The organism is Bradyrhizobium tropiciagri (genome assembly GCF_001189845.1).
Lineage (GTDB): Bacteria > Pseudomonadota > Alphaproteobacteria > Rhizobiales > Xanthobacteraceae > Bradyrhizobium > Bradyrhizobium tropiciagri.
The window spans coordinates 23,916-44,853 of record NZ_LFLZ01000065.1; the positions used below are offsets into that span (position 1 = coordinate 23,916).

The 20,938-nt window shown below is 65.0% G+C and carries 25 protein-coding genes and 1 pseudogene; 10 read left to right on the forward strand and 16 right to left on the reverse strand.

Annotated elements, in window-relative coordinates; all coding sequences use genetic code 11:
- Positions 1-92 precede the first annotated feature (92 nt).
- Together AKN84_RS34700 and AKN84_RS34705 are read left to right on the forward strand one after the other, a co-directional pair.
- A pseudogene (locus AKN84_RS34700) lies at positions 93-722 on the forward strand (cytochrome b/b6 domain-containing protein); the annotation flags it as partial.
- Between the two features lie 13 nt (positions 723-735).
- A complete protein-coding gene (locus tag AKN84_RS34705; protein ID WP_050424955.1) occupies positions 736-1,521 on the forward strand; it encodes a molybdopterin-binding protein in 786 nt (261 codons plus the stop codon).
- A 145-nt stretch (positions 1,522-1,666) separates the two neighbouring features.
- Here the strand turns inward: AKN84_RS34705 and AKN84_RS34710 are convergent, their stop codons facing one another.
- Positions 1,667-2,845, reverse strand: coding sequence for a YbfB/YjiJ family MFS transporter (locus AKN84_RS34710; RefSeq protein ID WP_050424956.1), 1,179 nt, complete (start codon positions 2,843-2,845; stop codon positions 1,667-1,669).
- Between the two features lie 89 nt (positions 2,846-2,934).
- On the reverse strand, positions 2,935-3,798 hold the full coding sequence (locus tag AKN84_RS34715; RefSeq protein ID WP_050424957.1) for a DMT family transporter: 864 nt from the start codon (positions 3,796-3,798) through the stop codon (positions 2,935-2,937).
- 160 nt (positions 3,799-3,958) lie between these two features.
- Between AKN84_RS34715 and leuB the strand changes: the two genes are divergently transcribed.
- Positions 3,959-5,071 carry a 3-isopropylmalate dehydrogenase gene (gene leuB / locus AKN84_RS34720; RefSeq protein ID WP_050424958.1) on the forward strand — a complete coding sequence of 371 codons (1,113 nt, stop codon included), beginning with the start codon at positions 3,959-3,961 and terminating at the stop codon, positions 5,069-5,071.
- Positions 5,072-5,182: 111 nt separating this feature from the next.
- Here the strand turns inward: leuB and AKN84_RS49500 are convergent, their stop codons facing one another.
- The gene (locus AKN84_RS49500) at positions 5,183-5,593 is read right to left on the reverse strand and encodes a hypothetical protein (protein WP_050424959.1); all 411 of its coding nucleotides are present in this window, start codon (positions 5,591-5,593) and stop codon (positions 5,183-5,185) included.
- A 176-nt stretch (positions 5,594-5,769) separates the two neighbouring features.
- Positions 5,770-6,564 (reverse strand): hypothetical protein, encoded by a 795-nt coding sequence (locus AKN84_RS34730; protein WP_050424960.1) that lies wholly within the window; start codon positions 6,562-6,564, stop codon positions 5,770-5,772.
- 116 nt (positions 6,565-6,680) lie between these two features.
- On the opposite strand from AKN84_RS34730, the gene AKN84_RS34735 reads away from it, so the two are divergent.
- The gene (locus AKN84_RS34735) at positions 6,681-7,715 is read left to right on the forward strand and encodes an aspartate-semialdehyde dehydrogenase (protein ID WP_050424961.1); all 1,035 of its coding nucleotides are present in this window, start codon (positions 6,681-6,683) and stop codon (positions 7,713-7,715) included.
- A gap of 25 nt (positions 7,716-7,740) precedes the next feature.
- Positions 7,741-8,292, forward strand: coding sequence for a TIGR00645 family protein (locus AKN84_RS34740; RefSeq protein ID WP_050424962.1), 552 nt, complete (start codon positions 7,741-7,743; stop codon positions 8,290-8,292).
- A gap of 9 nt (positions 8,293-8,301) precedes the next feature.
- Here AKN84_RS34740 and AKN84_RS34745 read toward each other — a convergent pair whose 3' ends face one another.
- Positions 8,302-8,958 (reverse strand): carbonic anhydrase, encoded by a 657-nt coding sequence (locus AKN84_RS34745; RefSeq protein ID WP_050424963.1) that lies wholly within the window; start codon positions 8,956-8,958, stop codon positions 8,302-8,304.
- A gap of 143 nt (positions 8,959-9,101) precedes the next feature.
- Between AKN84_RS34745 and AKN84_RS34750 the strand changes: the two genes are divergently transcribed.
- Entirely contained in the window at positions 9,102-9,980 is an 879-nt protein-coding gene (locus AKN84_RS34750) for an HpcH/HpaI aldolase/citrate lyase family protein (protein ID WP_050424984.1), read from the forward strand.
- Between the two features lie 176 nt (positions 9,981-10,156).
- Here the strand turns inward: AKN84_RS34750 and AKN84_RS34755 are convergent, their stop codons facing one another.
- The 3 genes from AKN84_RS34755 to AKN84_RS34765 all read right to left on the reverse strand — a co-directional run bounded on the left by AKN84_RS34755 (position 10,157) and on the right by AKN84_RS34765 (position 12,252).
- Positions 10,157-10,945, reverse strand: coding sequence for a glycosyltransferase family 32 protein (locus AKN84_RS34755; RefSeq protein ID WP_050424964.1), 789 nt, complete (start codon positions 10,943-10,945; stop codon positions 10,157-10,159).
- 93 nt (positions 10,946-11,038) lie between these two features.
- On the reverse strand, positions 11,039-11,641 hold the full coding sequence (gene leuD, locus AKN84_RS34760) for a 3-isopropylmalate dehydratase small subunit (protein ID WP_050424965.1): 603 nt from the start codon (positions 11,639-11,641) through the stop codon (positions 11,039-11,041).
- Positions 11,642-11,853: 212 nt separating this feature from the next.
- The gene (locus tag AKN84_RS34765; protein ID WP_050424966.1) at positions 11,854-12,252 is read right to left on the reverse strand and encodes a metallopeptidase family protein; all 399 of its coding nucleotides are present in this window, start codon (positions 12,250-12,252) and stop codon (positions 11,854-11,856) included.
- Between the two features lie 101 nt (positions 12,253-12,353).
- On the opposite strand from AKN84_RS34765, the gene AKN84_RS34770 reads away from it, so the two are divergent.
- Positions 12,354-12,677 carry a hypothetical protein gene (locus tag AKN84_RS34770; protein WP_050424967.1) on the forward strand — a complete coding sequence of 108 codons (324 nt, stop codon included), beginning with the start codon at positions 12,354-12,356 and terminating at the stop codon, positions 12,675-12,677.
- Here AKN84_RS34770 and AKN84_RS34775 read toward each other — a convergent pair.
- Positions 12,674-12,898, reverse strand: a complete 225-nt coding sequence (locus tag AKN84_RS34775) for a hypothetical protein (protein ID WP_050424968.1) — start codon at positions 12,896-12,898, stop codon at positions 12,674-12,676. The two genes, AKN84_RS34770 and AKN84_RS34775, sit on opposite strands and share 4 nt — an antisense overlap.
- A gap of 252 nt (positions 12,899-13,150) precedes the next feature.
- Between AKN84_RS34775 and AKN84_RS34780 the strand changes: the two genes are divergently transcribed.
- Both AKN84_RS34780 and AKN84_RS34785 read left to right on the forward strand, forming a co-directional pair.
- Complete coding sequence (locus tag AKN84_RS34780; RefSeq protein WP_050424969.1) at positions 13,151-13,393, forward strand: hypothetical protein; 243 nt, start codon at positions 13,151-13,153, stop codon at positions 13,391-13,393.
- A 127-nt stretch (positions 13,394-13,520) separates the two neighbouring features.
- A complete protein-coding gene (locus AKN84_RS34785) occupies positions 13,521-13,859 on the forward strand; it encodes a hypothetical protein (protein WP_128971430.1) in 339 nt (112 codons plus the stop codon).
- 64 nt (positions 13,860-13,923) lie between these two features.
- On the opposite strand, the gene AKN84_RS34790 is transcribed toward AKN84_RS34785, so the two are convergent.
- Positions 13,924-14,217, reverse strand: a complete 294-nt coding sequence (locus tag AKN84_RS34790) for a DUF1330 domain-containing protein (RefSeq protein WP_050424970.1) — start codon at positions 14,215-14,217, stop codon at positions 13,924-13,926.
- A 158-nt stretch (positions 14,218-14,375) separates the two neighbouring features.
- On the opposite strand from AKN84_RS34790, the gene AKN84_RS34795 reads away from it, so the two are divergent.
- Positions 14,376-14,936 (forward strand): hypothetical protein, encoded by a 561-nt coding sequence (locus AKN84_RS34795; RefSeq protein WP_050424972.1) that lies wholly within the window; start codon positions 14,376-14,378, stop codon positions 14,934-14,936.
- 48 nt (positions 14,937-14,984) lie between these two features.
- On the opposite strand, the gene AKN84_RS34800 is transcribed toward AKN84_RS34795, so the two are convergent.
- From AKN84_RS34800 to AKN84_RS34825, 6 genes are all read right to left on the reverse strand, one after another.
- Positions 14,985-15,197, reverse strand: coding sequence for a hypothetical protein (locus tag AKN84_RS34800; RefSeq protein WP_050424973.1), 213 nt, complete (start codon positions 15,195-15,197; stop codon positions 14,985-14,987).
- Between the two features lie 104 nt (positions 15,198-15,301).
- Entirely contained in the window at positions 15,302-16,708 is a 1,407-nt protein-coding gene (gene leuC / locus AKN84_RS34805) for a 3-isopropylmalate dehydratase large subunit (protein WP_050424974.1), read from the reverse strand.
- 404 nt (positions 16,709-17,112) lie between these two features.
- On the reverse strand, positions 17,113-17,493 hold the full coding sequence (rplS, locus tag AKN84_RS34810) for a 50S ribosomal protein L19 (RefSeq protein ID WP_018269387.1): 381 nt from the start codon (positions 17,491-17,493) through the stop codon (positions 17,113-17,115).
- Between the two features lie 110 nt (positions 17,494-17,603).
- Complete coding sequence (gene trmD, locus AKN84_RS34815; protein ID WP_050424975.1) at positions 17,604-18,365, reverse strand: tRNA (guanosine(37)-N1)-methyltransferase TrmD; 762 nt, start codon at positions 18,363-18,365, stop codon at positions 17,604-17,606.
- Positions 18,366-18,374: 9 nt separating this feature from the next.
- A complete protein-coding gene (locus tag AKN84_RS34820) occupies positions 18,375-19,457 on the reverse strand; it encodes a quinone oxidoreductase family protein (protein WP_050424976.1) in 1,083 nt (360 codons plus the stop codon).
- A 164-nt stretch (positions 19,458-19,621) separates the two neighbouring features.
- On the reverse strand, positions 19,622-20,821 hold the full coding sequence (locus tag AKN84_RS34825) for an MFS transporter (protein ID WP_050424985.1): 1,200 nt from the start codon (positions 20,819-20,821) through the stop codon (positions 19,622-19,624).
- Positions 20,822-20,938: the final 117 nt, after the last annotated feature.

Below are 20,938 nucleotides of genomic sequence, written 5' to 3' on the forward strand. Positions count from 1 at the left end.
GTGGCCTATATCGAACTGATGATCCGCCACCCCGTAACGGAACGCCGGTTCCCGGCGTATAAGCCGGTAACGACCACCAGCAGAGAACTTCCATGACGAGCCTTGCCGTCAGCGACCACCAGGCAGAGACCGCAACACCGGCGAAGGTGATCCAGCCGGTCTGGGTCCGGATCGTGCACTGGGTCAACGCCTTCGCGATGATCCTGATGATCATGTCCGGTTGGCAGATCTACAACGCCTCGCCGCTGTTCAGTTTCACCTTCTCCCACAGTATCACGCTCGGCGGCTGGCTCGGCGGCGCACTGCTCTGGCACTTCGCCGCGATGTGGCTGTTGATGGTTAACGGCCTGGTCTATCTGGCGCTGGGTTTTGCGACCGGCCGCTTCCGCAAGAAGCTGCTGCCGATCACCCCCGGCGGCGTGATTGCCGACACCAAGGCGGCGCTGACCTTCAAGCTGTCGCATGACGATCTCAGCAAGTATAATTCGGTGCAGAAGCTGCTTTATACCGGCATCATCACCGTCGGCGTCGTCATCGTGCTATCCGGCCTGTCGATGTGGAAGCCCGTGCAATTGCACTGGCTGGTGTCGCTGTTCGGCGGCTACGACATCGCCCGCTACGTTCACTTCACCTGCATGGCGCTGATCGTCGCCTTCCTGGTGATCCATGTCGCGCTCGCGCTGCTGGTGCCGAAGAGCCTGCGCGCGATGCTCATCGGGCGTGAGGGAGGGTATTATGGGTCGTCTCAGAAAACTCCTGATCCCCGGTGTCGACAAGAAGCTGCTGGTGCGCGATGCGGTGAAGACGATGCCGGAGCTGACGCGCCGCCGCTTCATCACGGCCGGCACCAGCCTCGGCGCGCTGACGCTGCTCACCGGCTGCGACGTGGTCGATTCGTCGTCGGCGGAGGAATTGCTGAAGAAGGTCTCGAAGTTCAATGACGCAGTGCAGGCCTGGATCTTCAATCCGGACGCGCTGGCGCCGACCTTCCCCGAGAGCATGATCACCAAGCCGTTCCCGTTCAATGCCTATTACGATCTCGACGATGCGCCCGAGATCGCGGGCGCGGACTGGAAGCTCGAGGTGCGCGGGCTGGTCGACAACAAGAAGTCGTGGACGCTCGACGAATTGTACAAGCTGCCGCAGGTCAAGCAGGTGACGCGCCACATCTGCGTCGAGGGCTGGAGCGCGATCGGCAGCTGGACCGGCACACCCTTACGCGATTTCCTCAAGATCATTGGCGCCGACACGCGCGCCAAATATGTCTGGTTCCAGTGCGCCGACAAGGACGGCTACAATTCACCTTTGGACATGCGCACGGCGCTGCACCCGCAGACCCAGATGACGTTCAAATTCGCCGACCAGATCCTGCCGCGCGCCTACGGTTTTCCGATGAAGATCCGGGTGCCGACCAAGCTCGGCTTCAAGAACCCGAAATACGTGCTCTCGATGGAAGTCACCAACGACTACAAGGGCGGCTACTGGGAAGACCAGGGGTATAATTCGTTTAGTGGAAGTTAGCCGTCGTCCCGGCGAAAGCCGGGACCCATACTCCGCGGCAGCGGGAATGGGCAGGCGGGGAGACGCTTCCTTCCATCACAACCACTCGTGGTTATGGGTCCCGGCCCCCGTGCGCAATTGCGCACTCGGCCGGGACGACGGAGGACTACGGCCCGGCCTTCCGCTGAAACGCCGCCAGCAGCGCCCCCAGCGCGAGCATCGCGGCAGAGACGTTCAGCGCAAATGACAGGCTGCCGACCGCATCCGTGATCGCGCCGACCACGATCGGCCCGAGCGTCTGGCCGACGCCGAAGGCGATGGTCATCGCCGCGATCGCGGTCGGCCAGGCTTCCGGCGGGTAGTTGTAGCGCACGAAGGCGGTGGTCGAGCCGACCACGGCGAAGAACGCGACGCCGAATACCAGTGCCGAGATCGCGAGCAGCAGCGGCGAGTGGCCGAAGATCGGGAGCGCCGCGCCGAGCGCGTTGACGCCGAGGATGATCGTTGTCGCGAGCCCGCCGCGGTCGAGCGCCAGCACCCGCCGCCAGACCCACGGCGTGACGAATGCGCTGACGCCGATCAGGCTCCAGAACGCGCTCTGCGCCACCGCGCCGCCGCCGCCGTCGCGGACATAGGCGATCATGAAGGTCATGTAGGCGATGTAGCCCGCGCCGAACAGGAAGTAGGCGGCGAGATAGATCAGGACCGGCGTGACCGCGAATTTGGTCCGCACGAAGCCGCCGGCGATCGCGTCAGTGTGGAATGGCGCGAGCATCAGCGGCACGGTCATGATAACCGAGAGCAGGGTCATCGCCCACCACACGATCCACCATGAGCCGGCGCCGAAGCCCTGCAACACGAAGGGCGCGATCAGGCCGGATGCCAATATGCCGATGCCCGGCCCGGCATAGAACAGGCTGAGCAGGAAGTTGGCGCGTTCCGGCCGCGACTGCGCGATCGTCGCCGCCAATGCGCCGCCGCCGACAAAGCCGATCGCGGCAGCGAAGCCGACCAGGAGGCGGGCAAAGCTCAGCACCACGAAATTGCCCGAGAGGGCGCAAAGCGCCAGCGATAGCACGCAGGCCAGCGTCGACCAGCGCACCGATGTCGCGAGCCCAAAGCGCTGGATCAGCCGCGAGGCAAACAGCGCGCCGACCAGATAGCCGGCGGCGTTGATCGTGTTCATGAAGCCGGCGGCCGAATACGACCAGGCCAACGAATCGCGCATGTCAGGCAGCACCAACGAATAGGCAAAACGGCCGATGCCGAGACCGACCGTCGGTGCGAGCGATAAAATCAGGATCAGCCGCGCGGGATGCGGGTAGGATGGGGCGGGGGCTCTCACAATTCACTCCGGCAATGCGGCCATTGTGGCAGGCCGCGACGGTCCTGCACAGCACCGGCGGCAGCAACACTGTCTTGCGTATCGGGCAATCAGGCGATCAGGACCAGCGCGACGCCGATCACGGTCAGCAGGGTTCCGGCGACGATCCGCGCTGATATCTCGACATGCTTGAGCATGACAGCGCTCAGCGCCACGGTGACCAGCGGGTAGATCGCAGCAAGGGGCGCCACCAGCGTGATCGGGCCGTTACGGACCGCGGCGAACAGGCTCAGCGCGCTGAGTCCGTTGCTGATCCCGGTCAGTGCAAACCAGAAGTGGCCCTCGCGCGGCGCCTGCACCATGAAGCTCCCCTTGCGGATCCGCTGCACGGTCAGCACCACCAGCGAGGACATGACATAGCCGACCAGGCAGGCCCATAGCGGGCTCGGCCAGATCGCCAGCCCGAGCTTGGCGATCGGCGGCACGATGCCGCGCACCAGCGCGCTCGTGAGCGGCAGCAGCAGGGCCCAGCTGCGCCAATGGCCGAGGTCGCGCGGCCGGGTCACGGTGATGACGGCGGCGCCCGCGACTGCGACCACGAGGCCAACGAGTTGCTGCGGCTGCAGCGGCTCGTGCAGCAGCACCACGGCCGCGGTGACCGCAAACAGGGGCGCCAGATTGCCCAAGGTCGAGGTGATGACCGGCCCGAGCGCCCGGTTCGAGGCAAAGGTCAAAAGCGTCAGCGAAGCCGGGAAGAACAGGCCGATCGCCATGAAGATCGGCAGCGCGCGCCAGACCACCGGCTCGCCATGCAGGATCAGCGGGGACAGTAACAGGAACAGCAGGGTGAAGGAGGGCACGCTGATCGCGGCGCCCGACAGCGGCTCGACGGTGCGCAGGCCGAGCTGCGCCAGCACCACCCCGGCGCCGAGGAAAATCGCCGAGGCGAAGGCGTAGACGATGGCTGCGGTCATGAGGTCCGTCTTGTTGGCTTCTTGTTGGCTTCTTGGGGCGCGGCGGGCTCGCTCAAGGGCCATTTTGGCCCTGCTCGGGGTGCCTTGCCAATCCGCCCGGGGCGTTTTAGCACTCGCGCCTGACGATGACGGGCATGCCCGATTGAGTGAGGTAACGACCATGGCGACCCATAAACTGCTGCTTCTCCCCGGCGACGGCATCGGCCCCGAAGTGATGGCCGAGGTGCAGCGCGTGATCGACTGGCTGAATGCGCAGGGCATCGCCAAATTCGAGACCGAGCAGGGCCTGGTCGGCGGCTCCGCCTACGACGCCCATAAGGTGTCGATCTCCGAGGGCGACATGGCCAAGGCGACCGCGGCCGATGCCGTGATCTTCGGCGCGGTCGGCGGTCCGAAGTGGGACAGCGTGCCCTATGAGGTGCGGCCCGAGGCCGGCCTGCTGCGGCTGCGCAAGGATCTCGGCCTGTTCGCCAATCTGCGCCCGGCGGTGTGCTACCCGGCGCTGGCGGAGGCCTCGAGCCTGAAGCGCGACGTCGTCGAAGGCCTCGACATCATGATCGTCCGCGAGCTCACCGGCGGCGTCTATTTCGGCGAGCCGAAGACCATCACCGATCTCGGCAACGGCCAGAAGCGCGCGGTCGACACCCAAGTCTACGACACCTACGAGATCGAGCGCATCGGCCGCGTCGCCTTCGACCTGGCGCGCAAGCGCCGCAACAAGGTGACGTCGATGGAGAAGCGCAACGTCATGAAGTCGGGTGTGCTCTGGAACGAGGTCATGACCCAGGTTCACGCACGCGAATACAAGGACGTCACGCTGGAGCATCAGCTCGCCGATTCCGGCGGCATGAACCTGGTCAAGGCGCCCAAGCAGTTCGACGTCATCGTCACCGACAATCTGTTCGGCGACATGCTGTCCGACATCGCGGCGATGCTGACCGGCTCGCTCGGCATGCTGCCGTCGGCCTCGCTCGGCGAAGTCGATGCCAAGACCAAGAAACGGCGCTCGCTGTTCGAGCCGGTGCATGGCTCGGCGCCCGACATCGCAGGCAAGGGCCTCGCCAACCCGATCGCGATGATCTCGTCGTTCGGCATGGCGCTGCGCTATTCCTTCGACATGGGCGACCTCGCCGACAAGGTCGACGCCGCGATCGCGGCCGTGCTCGCCAGCGGCCTGCGCACCGCCGACATCAAGTCGGAAGGCACCACGCCTGCCAGCACGACCCAGATGGGTGAAGCGATCCTGAAGGAATTGCAGAAGCTGTACGCTTAAGAGTACCGCGTCATTCCGGGTTCTCGCTTCGCGAGCCCCGGAATGACGAAACCAAAACAAAAATGCCCGGCCGGAGCCGGGCATTTTCGTATCGGCTGCTTGCCGAAATTCTCAGTACAGCGGGAAGGTCCGCGGATAGCCGCCGAGGTCGGATGGCGGGCTGAGCGGCTGGCGGTCGATCGGGCGGTTGTTGTTCTCGCGTCCGAACGAGGGATAGCCGACATCAGGCGGATAGGCGTAGTCGTTGAACTTGCGGTCGCCCGGCAGCACTTCGGTGCCGGCATCCAGCCACGAGCGCGTGGTGACGTAAACGCGGGTGCGTGGGCCCTGCTGATAGACCCGGTTCGGACCCTGCGCGCCGTAATAGCGGCGGCCGTCGCGGTCATACTGCTCCTGCTGCTTGCGCTTGCTCGGGGTCTGGCTCTGCGCGTTGGCCGCGGTCATGCCGAATGCGGTTGCGGTGACGGCAGCCGCAGCAAGCAACACCACGAGCTTGTTCGCGGCAGGGAATTTCAAAGACATCGCATCCTCGTCATTACGGGCCCGTCGGGGCTGGCGCGTCCGCCAAAATCACTCGGAACACATTGTAGCCATGGTGGGGAGGCCGTCACTAGGTCAATTGCGCCACACCATCAGAGATAATTAGTGTCCAGGCGCAAAAGTTTCATGAAAACCAGTGCCTTGCCACGGTCTCGCCATCAAAGCGCGCCGCGCAGCAGCGGGTTCTCGCTGCCCATCACCCAATCCGCCGACAGAGCGGGCGGGCCGGAGGTAACGCAGTCGGTGCGCTTGAGCTCGGCATGCGCGAACAGCGCGGCGAGCCTCGGGTCATTGCCGGCGGCCAGCAGGGTCAGGCGGTTCAGCATGCAGACGATCGCGGCGCGCTGGGCCGGCAGGCTCGCGCCCTGGCAGGTCCAGCCGGAGATGCGCAGATCGGGTGCGTCGGCCTGCTTGAGGAAGCCGAGGCAGGCGAGGTTGCCGTCCTGCCGCGCCGGGCGCAGCAGGGTGACGCTGCCGAACTTGCTGTCGACGATGCCGGCGGCCTCGAGCCCGCGGTCGCCGCCGGGGTCGAGCCGCCCGGCAATCTCGGTCACCGCAGGTCCCATGGCCTCGCCGCCGGGGCGGTAGATTTCCAGCTCGGCCATCGCCGCGCCATTGGCATCGGCCCAGCGGAAGACGTCCTTGCGGCCGCCCTCGGGATGCCGGAAGACTTCGTAAGTGTCTGTTTTATCTCGTTGATCTGGTCTGCTGATGGCGAAGGCCGGCGCTTGGCGGCCGGCCAGGCTCCAGCCCGCGGCAGCGGGTACCGGCATCGCCGTTGCGTCCGGCAGTTGCCGCCATAGATAGACGCCCAGGACAACGAACAGCGCGAGCACGGCGGCATAGGCGAACAGCCCGGAGAGCGTGGCGTACACCTCGTCGACGAAGCTCGTCAGGTCAGACGGATTTCTCGTATGATGGGGTGCGGCCGGATCGGCCCGAAATAAACGCATCAAAACGCTCAAACGCTACGCAACGTTGTCTTGACGGGGTTTCTCGCATAGAAGCGCTGCCTCTTCCCTTTCCGCACGTGGCGGGGGAACGGGCATATTTCGTCGGAGAGTGAACGATGGGTTACAAAGTCGCGGTGGTCGGTGCGACCGGCAATGTCGGGCGCGAAATGCTCAACATTCTCGACGAGCGCAAATTCCCCGCCGACGAGGTCGTCGTGCTGGCCTCGCGCCGCAGCGTCGGCATCGAGGTGTCCTATGGCGACCGCACCCTGAAGGTGAAGGCGCTCGAGCACTATGATTTCTCCGACATCGACATCTGCTTGATGTCGGCCGGCGGCTCGGTCTCCAAGGAATGGTCGCCCAAGATCGGCGCCGCCGGCGCGGTCGTGATCGACAATTCCTCGGCCTGGCGCATGGACCCGGACGTGCCGCTGATCGTGCCGGAGGTGAACGCGGATGCGGCCGCCGGCTTCACCAAGAAGAACATCATCGCCAACCCGAACTGCTCGACCGCGCAGCTCGTCGTCGCGCTGAAGCCGCTGCACGACAAGGCGACGATCACCCGCGTCGTGGTCTCGACCTATCAATCGGTGTCGGGCGCCGGCAAGGATGCGATGGACGAATTGTTCTCGCAGACCAAGGCCGTCTACACCAATGACGAGCTGATCAATAAGAAGTTTCCGAAGCGCATCGCCTTCAACGTCATTCCGCAGATCGACGTCTTCATGGAAGACGGCTTCACCAAGGAAGAGTGGAAGATGATGGCGGAGACCAAGAAGATCCTTGATCCCAAGATCAAGCTGACCGCGACCTGCGTGCGCGTGCCTGTCTTCGTCGGTCACTCCGAAGCGGTCAATGTCGAGTTCGCCAATCCGATCACCGCGGACGAGGCGCGCAACATCCTGCGCAATGCGCCGGGCTGCCTCGTGATCGACAAGCACGAGCCGGGCGGCTACGTCACGCCCTATGAGGCCGCCGGCGAGGACGCGACCTATATCAGCCGCATCCGCGAGGATGCGACGGTCGAGAACGGCCTCGCGTTCTGGTGCGTGTCGGACAATCTGCGTAAGGGCGCGGCGCTGAACGCCGTGCAGATCGCCGAGGTCCTGATCAACCGCAAGCTGATCACCGCCAAGCAAAAAGCGGCTTAAGACAGACCAAACGGGGGGCGGAACCATGTCGGAACAAGCGGCTCCCACCCCAGCAAGTCCGGCGACGCCGCGCATCATGCGCGGCTTCGAATATGTGCTGTTCAACAGCCGCTGGCTGATGGCGCCGTTCTATGTCGGCCTGGTGGTCGCGCTTGCCGTGCTGCTGCTGAAATTCGCGCGCATGCTGTGGGAGTTCGTGCTGCATGCGGCCGGCTACAAATCGACGGAAGTCATCCTCGATGCGCTGGCGCTGATCGACGTCACGCTGGTCGCCAATCTCATTCTCATCGTGGTGTTCTCGGGCTACGAGAACTTCGTCTCGCGCATCGACACGTCAGGCAACCCGAACTGGCCGATCTGGATCACCAAGATCGATTTTGCCGGGCTGAAGCAGAAGCTGCTGGCCTCGATCGTCGCGATTTCCGCGATCCACGTGCTGGAAGCGTTCCTGAACATCGATGCCGCGTTCGACGCGACGCGGATGACCTGGCTCGTCGCCGTGCACCTGGTGTTCGTGATCTCGGCGCTGCTGCTCGCGCTGTCCGATCGCTGGGGCAACGCTCACGACGAGGCGTAGCCGGCAGCGCTACTCGCCGGCTTTCAGGGCATCGGTGACGCTGATGAATTCCTTCGCAGCCCGGTCGAGCACGAACAGCGAGCCCTCGGCGACGCCGAAATAGGCGCCGTGCAGCTGCGTCTCGCCGCTCTCCACGCGTTCGCGGACGAACGGGAACGTCATCAGATTCTCCAGCGAGCGGAACACCGCCGCCTTCTCGATGCGGGTGACGAAGTCCTGCATGCTCTCATGGTCGCGCTGCTCGACCACTTCGCCGGGCTTGATGAACATCTGCATCCATTTGCCGATGAAGTCGCCGGGGGTCAGCGGCTTGATCTTGTCGACGAAGGCACGGATGCCGCCGCACTGGGCATGGCCCAGCACCACGATGTTCTTCACCTTCAGCACGGTCACGGCGTATTCCAGCGCGGCCGACACGCCGTGCGCGTTGCTGTCGGGTTGATAGACCGGAACCAGGTTGGCGATGTTCCGGACCACGAACAATTCACCCGGACCCGCGTCGAAGATCACTTCGGGCGAGACGCGGGAATCGCAGCAGCCGATCACCATGGTTTCGGGAAACTGGCCGCGTTCCGACAGGTCCCGGTAGCGCGACTGTTCAGTCGGCAACCGCTGGGTCGCGAAGGTCCGGTAGCCGTCGATCAACTGCTTCGGAAAGAATTTCATGGCCTCTGGCTAACCACATGCCAATGACGGGAACAAGACTTTCGGCGTGCCGCCTGAGATGATACGGCAACGTTGAAATGGGGTTCCTGCTCGTGCCCAAACAATGGACACTGGCTAAGCCCAAGCTCCGAGGAGACATGCCGATGACCCGTCCGCGCCGCAGCCTGTTGTTCATGCCGGGATCGAATGCACGGGCGCTGGAGAAGGCCCGCACGCTGGCGGCCGACGGTATCATCCTCGACCTGGAGGATTCCGTTGCCCCCGATGCCAAGGCGGTGGCCCGCGAGCAGATCGCCAAGGCGGTTGCCGCGAAGGGTTTTGGCAAGCGCGAGGTTCTGATCCGCATCAACGCGCTCGATACGCCCTGGTGGGTCGACGACATCGGCATGGCCGGCAAGGCGCAGCCGGACGGGATCCTGGTCCCGAAGATTTCCACGGTCGACGATCTCAACGCCGTCGCCGATCGCCTCAGCGACATCAACGCCCCTGCCTCGGTCCGGGTCTGGGCGATGATCGAGACCGCGCGCGCGGTGCTCGACGCCGACAAGCTTGCCGCGGCCTCGAAGGACTCCGAGACGCGGCTCGCCGGCTTCGTGTTCGGGCCGAACGACATTGCGCGCGAAACCCGGATCCGCATGAAGCCGGGCCGCGCGGCGATGATCCCGATGATCACGCATTGCATCCTGGCGGCCCGCGCGCACGGGCTCGAGATCCTCGACGGGCCCTACAGCGACATCAGCAACATCGACGGCTTCGCGGAGGAATGCGCGCAGGGCCGCGATCTCGGCTTCGACGGCAAGACGCTGATCCATCCGAGCCACATCGATGCCTGCAACGCGATCTTCACGCCGCCGGAGGCCGAGGTCGCCGAGGCGCGCAAGATCATCGCCGCCTTCGCACAGCCGGAGAACGCCTCGCGCGGCGCGATCCAACTCGACGGCCGCATGGTCGAGCGCCTGCACGCCGAGATGGCCAAGCGCACCATCGCGATCGCCGACGCAATCGCCGCGATGGGGCATTAGGACGCGCCGTTCTTCCCTTCTCCCCTTGTGGGAGAAGGTGGCGCGGACGCAGTCCGCGACGGATGAGGGGTTGTTGCCACTTGCGGAATTCTTCCGTGTGGAGAGAACCCCTCACCCGGCTTCGCTTCGCGAAGCCACCCTCTCCCACAAGGGGAGAGGGTGAACCTGCGTCGTGACTACGCCCCAAACTTCTCCGCGGCCCAGGCATAGAGGCTGCCCGGGATCGGCGCTTCCTTGCCGCGGCCCTTCGGCGAGATGTGCAGGCCGATGATGTCCGGATCGTTCAAATACCGCGAAAAATCCGACGGCTCGAAGAATAGCTTCGGCTCGGCGTGCACCGTATAGAACGAACGCTTCGGCAGCGCGTATTGCAACTCGCCTTCGCGGCGTGCGAGCGCGGTGAGCGCGGCCGGGCCGTAGATCGCGATGCGGATGTCGGAGAGGCGGTTGGATTTGGCGCGCAGCTTGCGCATCGCAAAGGTCAGGCGGTGACGCAGCGCCAGCCAGTCCGGCGCCAGCTCGTCCTGCTGCATCAGCGCTTCGAATGCGCGCACGATCGGATCATGCGGCGGCAGATACAGCACCGAGTTGCCGAGCTGCCGCGGCCGCTCCCAGGCAAAATAGGGCTTTGCCGGATCGATCGCGACGGGCTTGAGCAACAGCACATCGGCGTCGAGCCAGAGGCCCGCGCGCCGCGCCATCAGCCGCATCCGGAAGAAGTCGCTGAATTGCAAGATGGTCCAGTCGCGCCACGAACCGTCGCGCTCGGCAGGACGCAGCTTCTCCGAGAACGCATGCGGCAGTACCGCCTCGGCCTCGGCATTGCCGACGCCGTCGGGCAGACCGGGAATCGGGTCGAAGCTGTAGACGGTGACCTTGTGCCCGGCCGCCAGCTGCGAGCGCAGGCAGGTCTGGCGCAGCGCGTCCATCGAGCCATGCCAGAAGGTGACGATGTCAGGCAGCATGCGCGTCAGCCATCAGCAGGTTCGTGACAGGACAAGTTCGCAAAGAAAAACCCCGGCGCCTGGAGGCACCGGGGCGCGATGATACGCCGGACCTCAGGCCCAGGCACGTTCCTTGAGCTTGGCCTCATAGGTGTCGATCGACTTCTTCTTCTCCATCGTCAGGCCGATGTCGTCGAGGCCGTTGATCAGGCAGTGCTTGCGGAACGGATCGATCTCGAACTTCACCTTGCCGCCGTCGGGACCGCGGATCTCCTGGCTCGGGAGGTCGATGGTCAGCGTCGCATTGGCGCCGCGCTCGGCATCGTCGAACAGCTTGTCGAGATCCTCCTGCGACACGCGGATCGGCAGGATGCCGTTCTTGAAGCAGTTGTTGTAGAAGATGTCGCCGAACGAGGTCGAGATCACGCAGCGGATGCCGAAGTCGAGCAGCGCCCAGGGCGCATGCTCGCGGCTCGAGCCGCAGCCGAAATTGTCGCCGGCGACCAGCACCTTCGCGTTGCGATAGGCGGACTGGTTGAGGACGAAATCCGGGTTCTCGCTGCCGTCATCCTTGTAGCGCTGCTCGGAGAAGAGCCCCTTGCCAAGGCCGGTGCGCTTGATGGTCTTCAGATACTGCTTCGGAATGATCATGTCGGTGTCGACATTGATGATCTTCAGCGGTGCCGCGACGCCTTCCAGCGTGGTGAACTTGTCCATCGGTGCTCTTCCCGGGCCAAAAAGTGGGGATAGGGGCCGGATATCTATCGCGAATGTGACAGCCGTAAAAGGGCCATTTCTGCAGGGCTGGAGCCCATTCCGCTTCGATAGAAGCGGAATGGGCTCCAGCTTCTTGTTTTGACGCGTTTTCTTCATGCGAACCGGGGTCCATCCCGGATCAAGTCCGGGACAGGCTTGCGCTCGAAAACGCTTTACCCCGCATCGGCCTCAATCGCCTCCATATCGGCGTCCGAGAGGCCGAAATGGTGCCCGATCTCATGGATCAGCACGTGGCGGACGATGTGGCCGAGGGTCTCGTCGTGCTCCGCCCAATAGTCCAGGATCGGCCGGCGGTAGAGCCAGACCAGGTTGGGGAGCCGGGCCACGTCGCCATGGCTCTGCTGCGGCAGCCCGATGCCGTGGAACAGGCCGAGCAGGTCGAACTCGCTCTCGGCCTGCATCTCGTCCAGCACCTCGTCGGCCGGGAAGTCGTCGACACGGATGATCAGGCCCTCGCAGAGGGCCCGGAACGTGTCAGGCAGGCGCGCGAAAACCTCGTGCGCCATGGCCTCCATCTCGGCGAGCGAGGGGGCTTTTGCTGTGGTCCACATGACACTCCTTTAGCGCGAGTGCCTCCGGCGGCGCCAGCGCAGTTGACCTTGGCGGCGCAATGGGAGACCGTGCGGCCAATAATTGGGGCTCGGGTGGCGTGATGAAGAGGATCGTGGCGGCAGCGCTGTTGGCGGCATCAGTCGGGCCTTTGCTTGCGGCCGGAGAGGCGCGCGCGCAGAGCGCAGCGGCCGAAGCGCGCATCGGCGAGGCACCGGTTGTCCGCGAGCGCGTCGTCGAGCGCCGCCACTTGAGGCGGGTGCCGATCTACCGGTCGCGGCCCGATCATTGGGAACCGGACGTGATCCCGCGTTACAATCCCGGTCCGAACGCCGTGCGGGATTGCACCGCGACCTATGTGCAGGAGCACCGGCCGAGCGGCACCGTGATCACGCCGCGCATGAACTGCTTCTGGCGGCCGGGCTAGCTGCGCATACGTCGGCTTGCTGCACTGATCACCGCGACGGTTGCGATCGCTCCCATCGTTCCATAGACCACGAGCGCCATCAGCATTTGCGTGAGATGGCTCGCCGTTCCCATGCCGCCGCCCGGGCCTTGCGAGGCGAGCGCGACATCAATTGAAATCATGGAACCAGCGAGCGCGGTCGCGCCGAGCGTGAGCCATCTGCGCAGGCCGTGTTGTGTCATCGGCGATCTCCAGCGAGAGGCACCTCGCAAGATACGACCATTGTCTATGCCGGGTTTTACGCACAGACACGAAAATTCCTGCGGCTTTGCCGGAACCTGAGCACGCCTGCTGCATTCATGATCGTGGCGCAGATATTCCCTTCCCACTCACGTCGTCCGCATCCAGCTCGCGATCTGCGTCGCGGCAACGAGGTCGATTCAAAACAAATCGTCGTTGCAAGACGTGACCTCAAGGGATCAAGGAGACGACGCATGAAGGTGTTGAACGTTCTGGGGCTTGCGGCCGTCGGTGCCGTACTGGTTTTGGCGGCGCCGGCCGAGCGCGCGAACGCGATGTCGCTGGCGACGCCGGGCACCGCCGCAACGGTTCAGGACAACGCGAACCAGACCACCACGCAGGTACGCTGGGGCCGTGGACATAATCGCGGTTGGCATCGTGGTTGGCATCGCGGACATCACCGTGGCTGGGGCCATCGCCGCCACTGGCGCCGCTGATCGCGCGGCGTATCAGCGCAGTTGAGACACAGGCCCGTGAGCAGCGGGCCTGTCGTCGTTCGCAGCCATCAAACCGGCAGATTCGCGCGCGCGAGATGATACCGATCGAAATCTGCAGGAGTTGATCATGATGAGATGGATCGGTGTCGCCGCTGTCGCTTGTGCATTCGCGTTGACGGCGCCGGCATCGGCGACCGCCGCGGCATCAGCCAAGCCGCAGGCTGCGGCGCAAGGGCGGCAAGCGGGCAAGGCGACCGACTTCAGCGCACAGCGCCATCATCGCCATTACCATCGTCACCATTATCACCACGGCTACCGTCCCTATTACCGGCCGTACTATCAGCCCTATTCCTACTATCGGCCGTACGGCTCCTATTATTACGGGCGGCCCTATTATTATCGGCCGTATCCTTACGCTTCGCCGGCGCCGTTTACCTTCGGCTTTGGGTTCGGCCCGTTCTGGTGATGCACGCGGCGTAGCAGACCGACACACGCGCAGCTCCGCTAGACCGGAGCTGCGCCAGCTGACGTCACGGCGCAAAGCCCTTCGCCAGCAGCACGATGCCTTGCGCGCCTGCTTTACGATCCCTGGAGATCTCGACGTACTCAGGCGATTCCGACCAGGCGCGGAAGGCGGCTTCGTCGGGGAACGACATCAGCACCAGCTTGTCGCGATCCCAATTGCCTTCGAGAACGGCGGGATGTTCGTCGGCCGACAGCAGCCGCCCGTTGAACTTCCTGAACACGTCGAGGAAGCGCGCCTGATACCGGTCATAGGCGGCCCGATCGGTCATCTTGAGTTGCACGATCACATAGACAGTCACTGACGTCCCCTCCGGACTTTTCGCCGCACAATCCTGCGCGGTCATGGCGCATTCAGTTCGGCATTTCTAGCGTTGCGGCGGGAGCGACTGCAATGAACGCAGTGCGACCGGCTGCCATGCAGCGCGGCTGTCACTGCTGTTGTCAGGGAGGTTCAGAGATGAGGGAGAGCTCTTTGCGGCGTCGACTGGTGCGCCGTCTTGGTGTTGCGACGGCCGCGGTCCTGGCATTGTCGATCGCCTCGCAGCACCGCGCCGAAGCGCTGTCGCTGGCGAGCCCCGGCACCGTGTCCGCGGCGAAGTCCACGGCCGATGCCATGACGACCCGGGTTCGGCATGGCGGTGGCGGCGGCCACGGCGGAGGCTTTCATGGCGGCGGTTTCCACGGTGGCGGATTTCACGGCGGTGGCTTCCATGGCGGTGGTTTTCGCGGCTCTCATGGTGGCGGCTTCCGCGGCGCGCCGGCGTTTCACGGCGGCTATCGCTATGGCGGCTTCCACCGCCATTACGGCGGCTACCACCGCTTCTACGGCGGCGGTTACCGCTACGGCTATCGCCGGCACTTCCATCACCGGCGCTACTTCTATGGATCGTCCTACTATTACCCGGCCTATTACCATCACCGTCGCTGCCGGGTGGTCTGGACCTATTACGGACCGCGCCGGATCTGCCGGCCGCGGTGGCATCACTGTCACTACTGGCGGCCGTACGGCTATTGGTGAGGGCTGAAATGACAGCGGGCGCCTCACGGCGCCCGTTCACTCCTTACGCTAATCCCAGTTCTTCAACTTCCAGGATTTGATCTTCCACGGCGTCAGGTTCTCCATCCGCCATTGCGTCCAGCGCTCTGGCGGCCAGTGGCTGAGGCGCGAGGTCTCCTTCACCTCGGGAAGCGGATCGATGATGCGCGGCGCTGCGTGACGACGGCGCTTCTGGCGCGTCGCATCGCTGATCATATCGACGAATTCGGGTTTATCGGCCACGGCACGCGCTCCTTGCGAAGCTGGTCTTCGCAAGGAGGCAGTGTGCGTGCGCCCCGTTAACGAGCCGTTTCCACAACGGCTCGAGGTTGAGGCGAAACCTCTCCCTACCGCCAGTCGCGGACGTCGACGAAGTGGCCGGCGATCGCGGCGGCCGCGGCCATCGCGGGCGACACCAGATGGGTGCGGCCCTTGAAGCCCTGGCGGCCCTCGAAGTTGCGGTTCGAGGTCGAGGCACAGCGCTCTTCCGGCTTCAGCTTGTCCGGGTTCATCGCAAGGCACATCGAGCAGCCCGGCTCGCGCCATTCGAAGCCGGCCGCAATGAAGATCTTGTCGAGGCCTTCGGCTTCCGCCTGCTCCTTCACGATGCCAGAGCCCGGCACGATCATCGCGTTGACGTTGGCGTTGACGGTCTTGCCCTCGGCGATCTTGGCCGCGGCGCGCAAATCCTCGATGCGGCCGTTGGTGCAGGAGCCGATGAAGACGCGGTCGAGCTTGATGTCGGTGATCTTGGTGCCGGCGGTCAGGCCCATATATTTCAGCGCGCGATGCTTGGAGAGACGCTTGGCCTCGTCCGCGATCTTGTCCGGATCCGGCACGAAGCCGGTGATCGAGATCACGTCCTCAGGCGAAGTGCCCCAGGTGACGATCGGCGGCAGCTTGGCGGCGTCGAGCCGCAGCTCGTGGTCGAAATGCGCGCCCTCGTCGGAGCGCAGCGTCTCCCAATAGCGCATCGCGGCATCCCAGGCGGCGCCCTTCGGCGCCTTCGGGCGGTCGCGCAGGAAGTCGAACGCCTTCTGGTCGGGCGCAACCAGGCCGGCGCGCGCGCCGCCTTCGATCGACATGTTGCAGACCGTCATGCGGCCTTCCATCGACAGCGCACGGATCGCCTCGCCGGCATATTCCAGCACATAGCCGGTGCCGCCGGCGGTGCCGATCTCGCCGATGATCGCCAGGATGATGTCCTTGCCGGTCACGCCTTCAGGCAACTTGCCGTCGACGATCGCGCGCATGTTCTTGGCCTTCTTCTGGATCAGCGTCTGCGTCGCCAGCACGTGCTCGACCTCGGAGGTGCCGATGCCGTGCGCGAGCGCGCCGAACGCGCCATGCGTCGAGGTGTGGCTGTCACCGCAGACGATCGTGGTGCCGGGCAGCGTGAAACCCTGCTCCGGGCCGATGACGTGGACGATGCCCTGACGCTTGTCGAACTCGTTGTAATATTCGATGCCGAATTCCTTGGCGTTCTCCGCCATCACCCGCATCTGCTCGATGCTCTCGGGGTCCGGGTTCGGCTTCGAGCGATCGGTGGTCGGGATGTTGTGGTCGACGACGGCGAGCGTCTTCTCGGGCGCGTGCACCTTGCGGCCGGCGGCGCGCAGGCCTTCGAACGCCTGCGGCGAGGTCACCTCGTGCACCAGATGGCGGTCGATGTAGAGCAGGCAGGTGCCGTCCTCGGCCTCATGGACCAGGTGGTCGTTCCAGATCTTGTCGTACAGCGTGGTCGGTTTGGACATGAGCTTCAGCTCCAGAAGGAAATTCAGTGGTGAATGGCGTTGAGCGCGTCTCAAGCGCGCGAGCAGGCGAAAGCGTCCAGGCAGCGTTACGCTGCGCGTCTAAGCTCAGACGTTGCCGACGTCGCAAAGCGCCCGAAGAAGCGGCCGGGCAGCCGCGAGCGATCGTCGATCACGACGCGCTTGCAGGGCTGGTCTGCTTGATCCGGAACCATTCTAAATTTCTAACACAGGGCTCGCGCCCGCGACAATCGATCGATGCGCGGGCCTGCAAGTCAGATAGGTATGCCGCAACGAAAAAGCGCGGGGCAGGCCCCGCGCTTTTGGTCACATCCGGTTCTTGTTTTGACGCGTTTTCTTAACGCGAACCGGTCCCCACTTCGCTCGAAAACGCTACGAGGGAAAAATTACTCGCCGACGGCGGTCTGGCGGTCCTGCTTCTCGACGATGCGGGCCGACTTGCCGCGCAGGTTGCGCAGGTAATAGAGCTTGGCGCGACGCACCTTGCCGCGGCGCACGACCTTGATCGAGTCGATCATCGGCGACATCACCGGGAAGACGCGCTCGACGCCTTCGCCGTACGAAATCTTGCGCACGGTGAAGCTCTCGTTGAGGCCCTGGCCGGAACGGCCGATGCAAACGCCCTCGTAGGCCTGCACGCGGGTGCGCTCGCCTTCGACCACCTTCACGTTGACAATGACGGTATCGCCGGGGCCGAACTCCGGAATGTCCTTGGTGGCGGCAAGCTTGTCGAACTGCTCTTTTTCGAGCTGCTGAATAAGGTTCATCGAAATCTCCATCGGCGGCGCGCCCAGCCTGTATGGGGGCTGCGCAAACGTCCATCTATCCTGCGCGTGTGCGGATTAGGCCGTGCCTATAAGGCAAAGCGCAGGGTTTGTCACCCGTCTGTCGTGTTTTTTGTCCTTCGCGGAGCGGCTTTTTGGCCGGCCCGCCTGGCCCAGAGATCGGGCCGCCGGGCCGCCGTCAGGGCCTCGGATTGGGCCAGCCGCCAGGCTGCGACCTTGGCATGATCGCCGGAAATCAGGATTTCCGGGATTTGCCGGCCCTCGAACTCTTGCGGACGGGTGTATTGGGGGTACTCCAGTAGTCCTTCGGAGAAGCTCTCCTCGGTTCCCGAGGCCAGCTTCCCCATTACCCCCGGCAGCAGGCGGACGCAGGCGTCGATCAGGGCCATCGCGGCGATTTCGCCGCCGGACAGCACATAATCGCCGATCGAGACCTCCTCCAGCCCCCGCGCCTCGATCACCCGCTGGTCGATGCCCTCGAAGCGGCCGCAGACGATCAGGGGGCCGGGCCCGGCCGCCAGCTCGGCGACGTGGGTCTGGGTCAACGGCCGACCCCGCGGGCTCATCAAGAGGCGCGGCCGATCAGGCGCGATGGCGGCGGCATCGATCGCCGCCGCCAGCACGTCGGCACGGAGCACCATGCCCGGACCGCCGCCGGCCGGCGTGTCGTCGACGCTGCGGTGCTTGTCGGTCGCGGATGCCCTGATATCGCGCGCCTCCAGCGACCAGAGGCCGCCAGCCAGCGCCTTGCCGGCGAGGCTGACGCCGAGCGGCCCCGGAAACATGTCCGGGAAGAGGGTCAGCACGGTTGCGCGCCATGGTGTCGCTTGGGCCGGGGTCTCTTGCGGTGTCATGGCGTCTGGTTACGGCACCACGGCCGTGAGGTCGAGGCTCTGCATCATGGCGGCCGCGTCCACCGCGCGGCGGAAATCGGCGAGGGCGAAGCTCGCGACGTTGATCTTGCGCAGATCAAGCAGGCGCTCGGCGGCGAGACCGGCGAGTTGGCCAGGTGCCGTGCGGTCGTACATGAACTGTCCGACTATCTCCCAGTCATTGGCCAGCATCTCGCGGAACGAGAGTTCGAGCGGCACCTCGGCGCTGCCCATCAGCACCATGCGGCCGCCGCGCTTCAGCGCGCGCAGGCAGGACAGCGTGGTCGAGGTGCTCTTCGCGGCGCCGAGCAAATCGAGCGCGACATCGGCGCTGCCGCCGGCGGCGCGGCGGACGGTCTGAAGATCGGCCGATGCATCGCCGGTGACGGCGGCGGGAATGACGCGCGGGCCGAATGCCTCGCGCAATTGCTCGAGTGCGGCCTGCTTGCGGCCGACCGCGACGACACGGCCCGCGCCCATCGCGACCGCGAGCATCACACCGCCCGAACCGAAATAGCCGGTCGCGCCGTTGACGACGATGGTCTGCCCGCCGCGCAGGCCGGAGCGCTGCAATCCGCCGAACGGCACGATCAGTTTGGCGAGCCCGATCAGCTCGGTCGCCGGTTTGTCGTCGAGATTGGCGAGCGGCGTGACGCAGGCGGCCGGCCAATGCGCGATCTCCGCGAACACGCCGTCGCGCCAGCGTGCCTGCAACGCCAGCGCCTCCGGCGTCTTCACCGTGGCAGTGAGGCCGATCAGGATCTGCGGCGGATCGCGATCCGGCACGTCGCCGCGCAGATGCGGGCTGAGGAATACGCGGTCGCCGCTGCGGACATGCGTAACGTTTTCGCCGGCGGCGACGACGCGCGCGATCGCGTTGGTGCCCGGCACGAACGGCATCGGCGGCAGGCTGTAGGGCAGTGCACCTGAGAGCAGCTTGTTGGTGTAGGACAGCACCATGCCGGCTTCGATCTTGACGATGACCCCGTCGGGCGCGGGCTTCGGCGTTGCGACATCCTCGAAACGAAGATCATTGTGGGCGTGCAGCCGCCAGGCCTTGTGCGTGCTTGTCATTGGGATGCTCCGTGAGACCATTGCTTAAGTAGCCCGGATGGAGCGAAGCGCAATCCGGGAATCGCGCCGGCAACGAGGAACGGCCCCGGATTTCGCGGAGCCTGTCATCGGGCGCGCATTCGCGCGACCCGTTGGCTTCATCCGGGCTACGGGCTAGTTGTGCGTCATGTCGCCTTTGGCTCGTCCGCGAGATGCCGCGCCAGCGCCACCGCAAGCGGACAGATCGCCAGCGCCGTGAGTGCGGTCGCCGTGGTGGCGAGCGTCGGGCCGAGCGCGTCGCCGAGCAGGCCATAGAGCACCGGCGCGATCGCGCCCGATCCGATCGTCCCGGTATAGAACAGCGCGAAGGCGCGCTCGGTCTGATGCGGCGGCGTCAGCTCGGGCACCGTGCCGTACAACACCGAGGAGGTGCCGTTGAGCATCACGCCGAGCAGCGGCAGCAGCACGATGGCCGGTGCCAGCGGCAACACGAGGACCGCAACGATCAGCGCCGCCGTGCCGCCTTCGGTGATCAGCACGGTGCGCAGTGTGCCGACGCGTTCGCCGAGCCAGCCGCAGGTGAATTTGCCCGCGGCGCCGCCGATAAAGACCAGCGCCAGCGCGAGACCGTTGGTCGGCAGCGAGGCGCCTTTGTCGCGCAACAGGAACGGCAGGAAGGTGAGAAAGCCCATCCTGACCGCGGTGTCGAGAATTCCGATCGCGAGCAGCCAGGGGAAACCGCCGCTTGCGCTCGCGCGGTGTGAAGCTGTGCTCGCCTTGTGCTCGGCGCCCTTGCCGACCGACGGCATCCAGAGCGTGATGCAGATCGCGACAAGCAATCCTGCCAATGCGAGCACGAGCAGCGCGTGCCGCCATGACATGATCACGAGCAGGATCGAGGTTGCCGCCGGGATCGCCGCCTTGCCGAGATCGCCCGAGAAATTGTAGATGCCGAGCGGCCCGCGCGCTCCCGCGCCATAGGCGCGCGAGACTGCGGCCGAAGCGATCGGGTGCTGCGTGCTCGAGCCGGCGCCGGAGAGCGCCAGCGCCAGGCCAAGTCCGATGACGCCGCCGGAAAAGCCGGCGAACACATAGCCGAGCGCCGACAGCGCCGTGCCAGCGATCAGGATGATCTTGCCGTCGATCCGCTCCGCGATGCGGCCGACCGGAATCTGCAAGCCGGCCATGGCGCCGGCATAGAGCCCGCGCAGCAACGCCAGCAGCCCGTAGCTCAGCGCGAATTCGGCCTGCCAGACCGGCAGCAGCACGTAGATCAGGTCCGTGTAGCCGTCGTGGAGGGCATGGTTCAGCCCGGTCACCGTCAGCGTGCGGGTCGCCTTGACGCTGCCGGGGGAGGATGTGCCGGCTTCTGCGGATACGCTCATTGCCGCCATCCGGAACAAGAAAATCTAAAGCTTGGGCGGATGGGCATCAGGAGAGATTTCCAGAAAGAGAAGAGATACGAAAAGCTTGCATGGCACTATGCGCCGCCAAAACGCCTG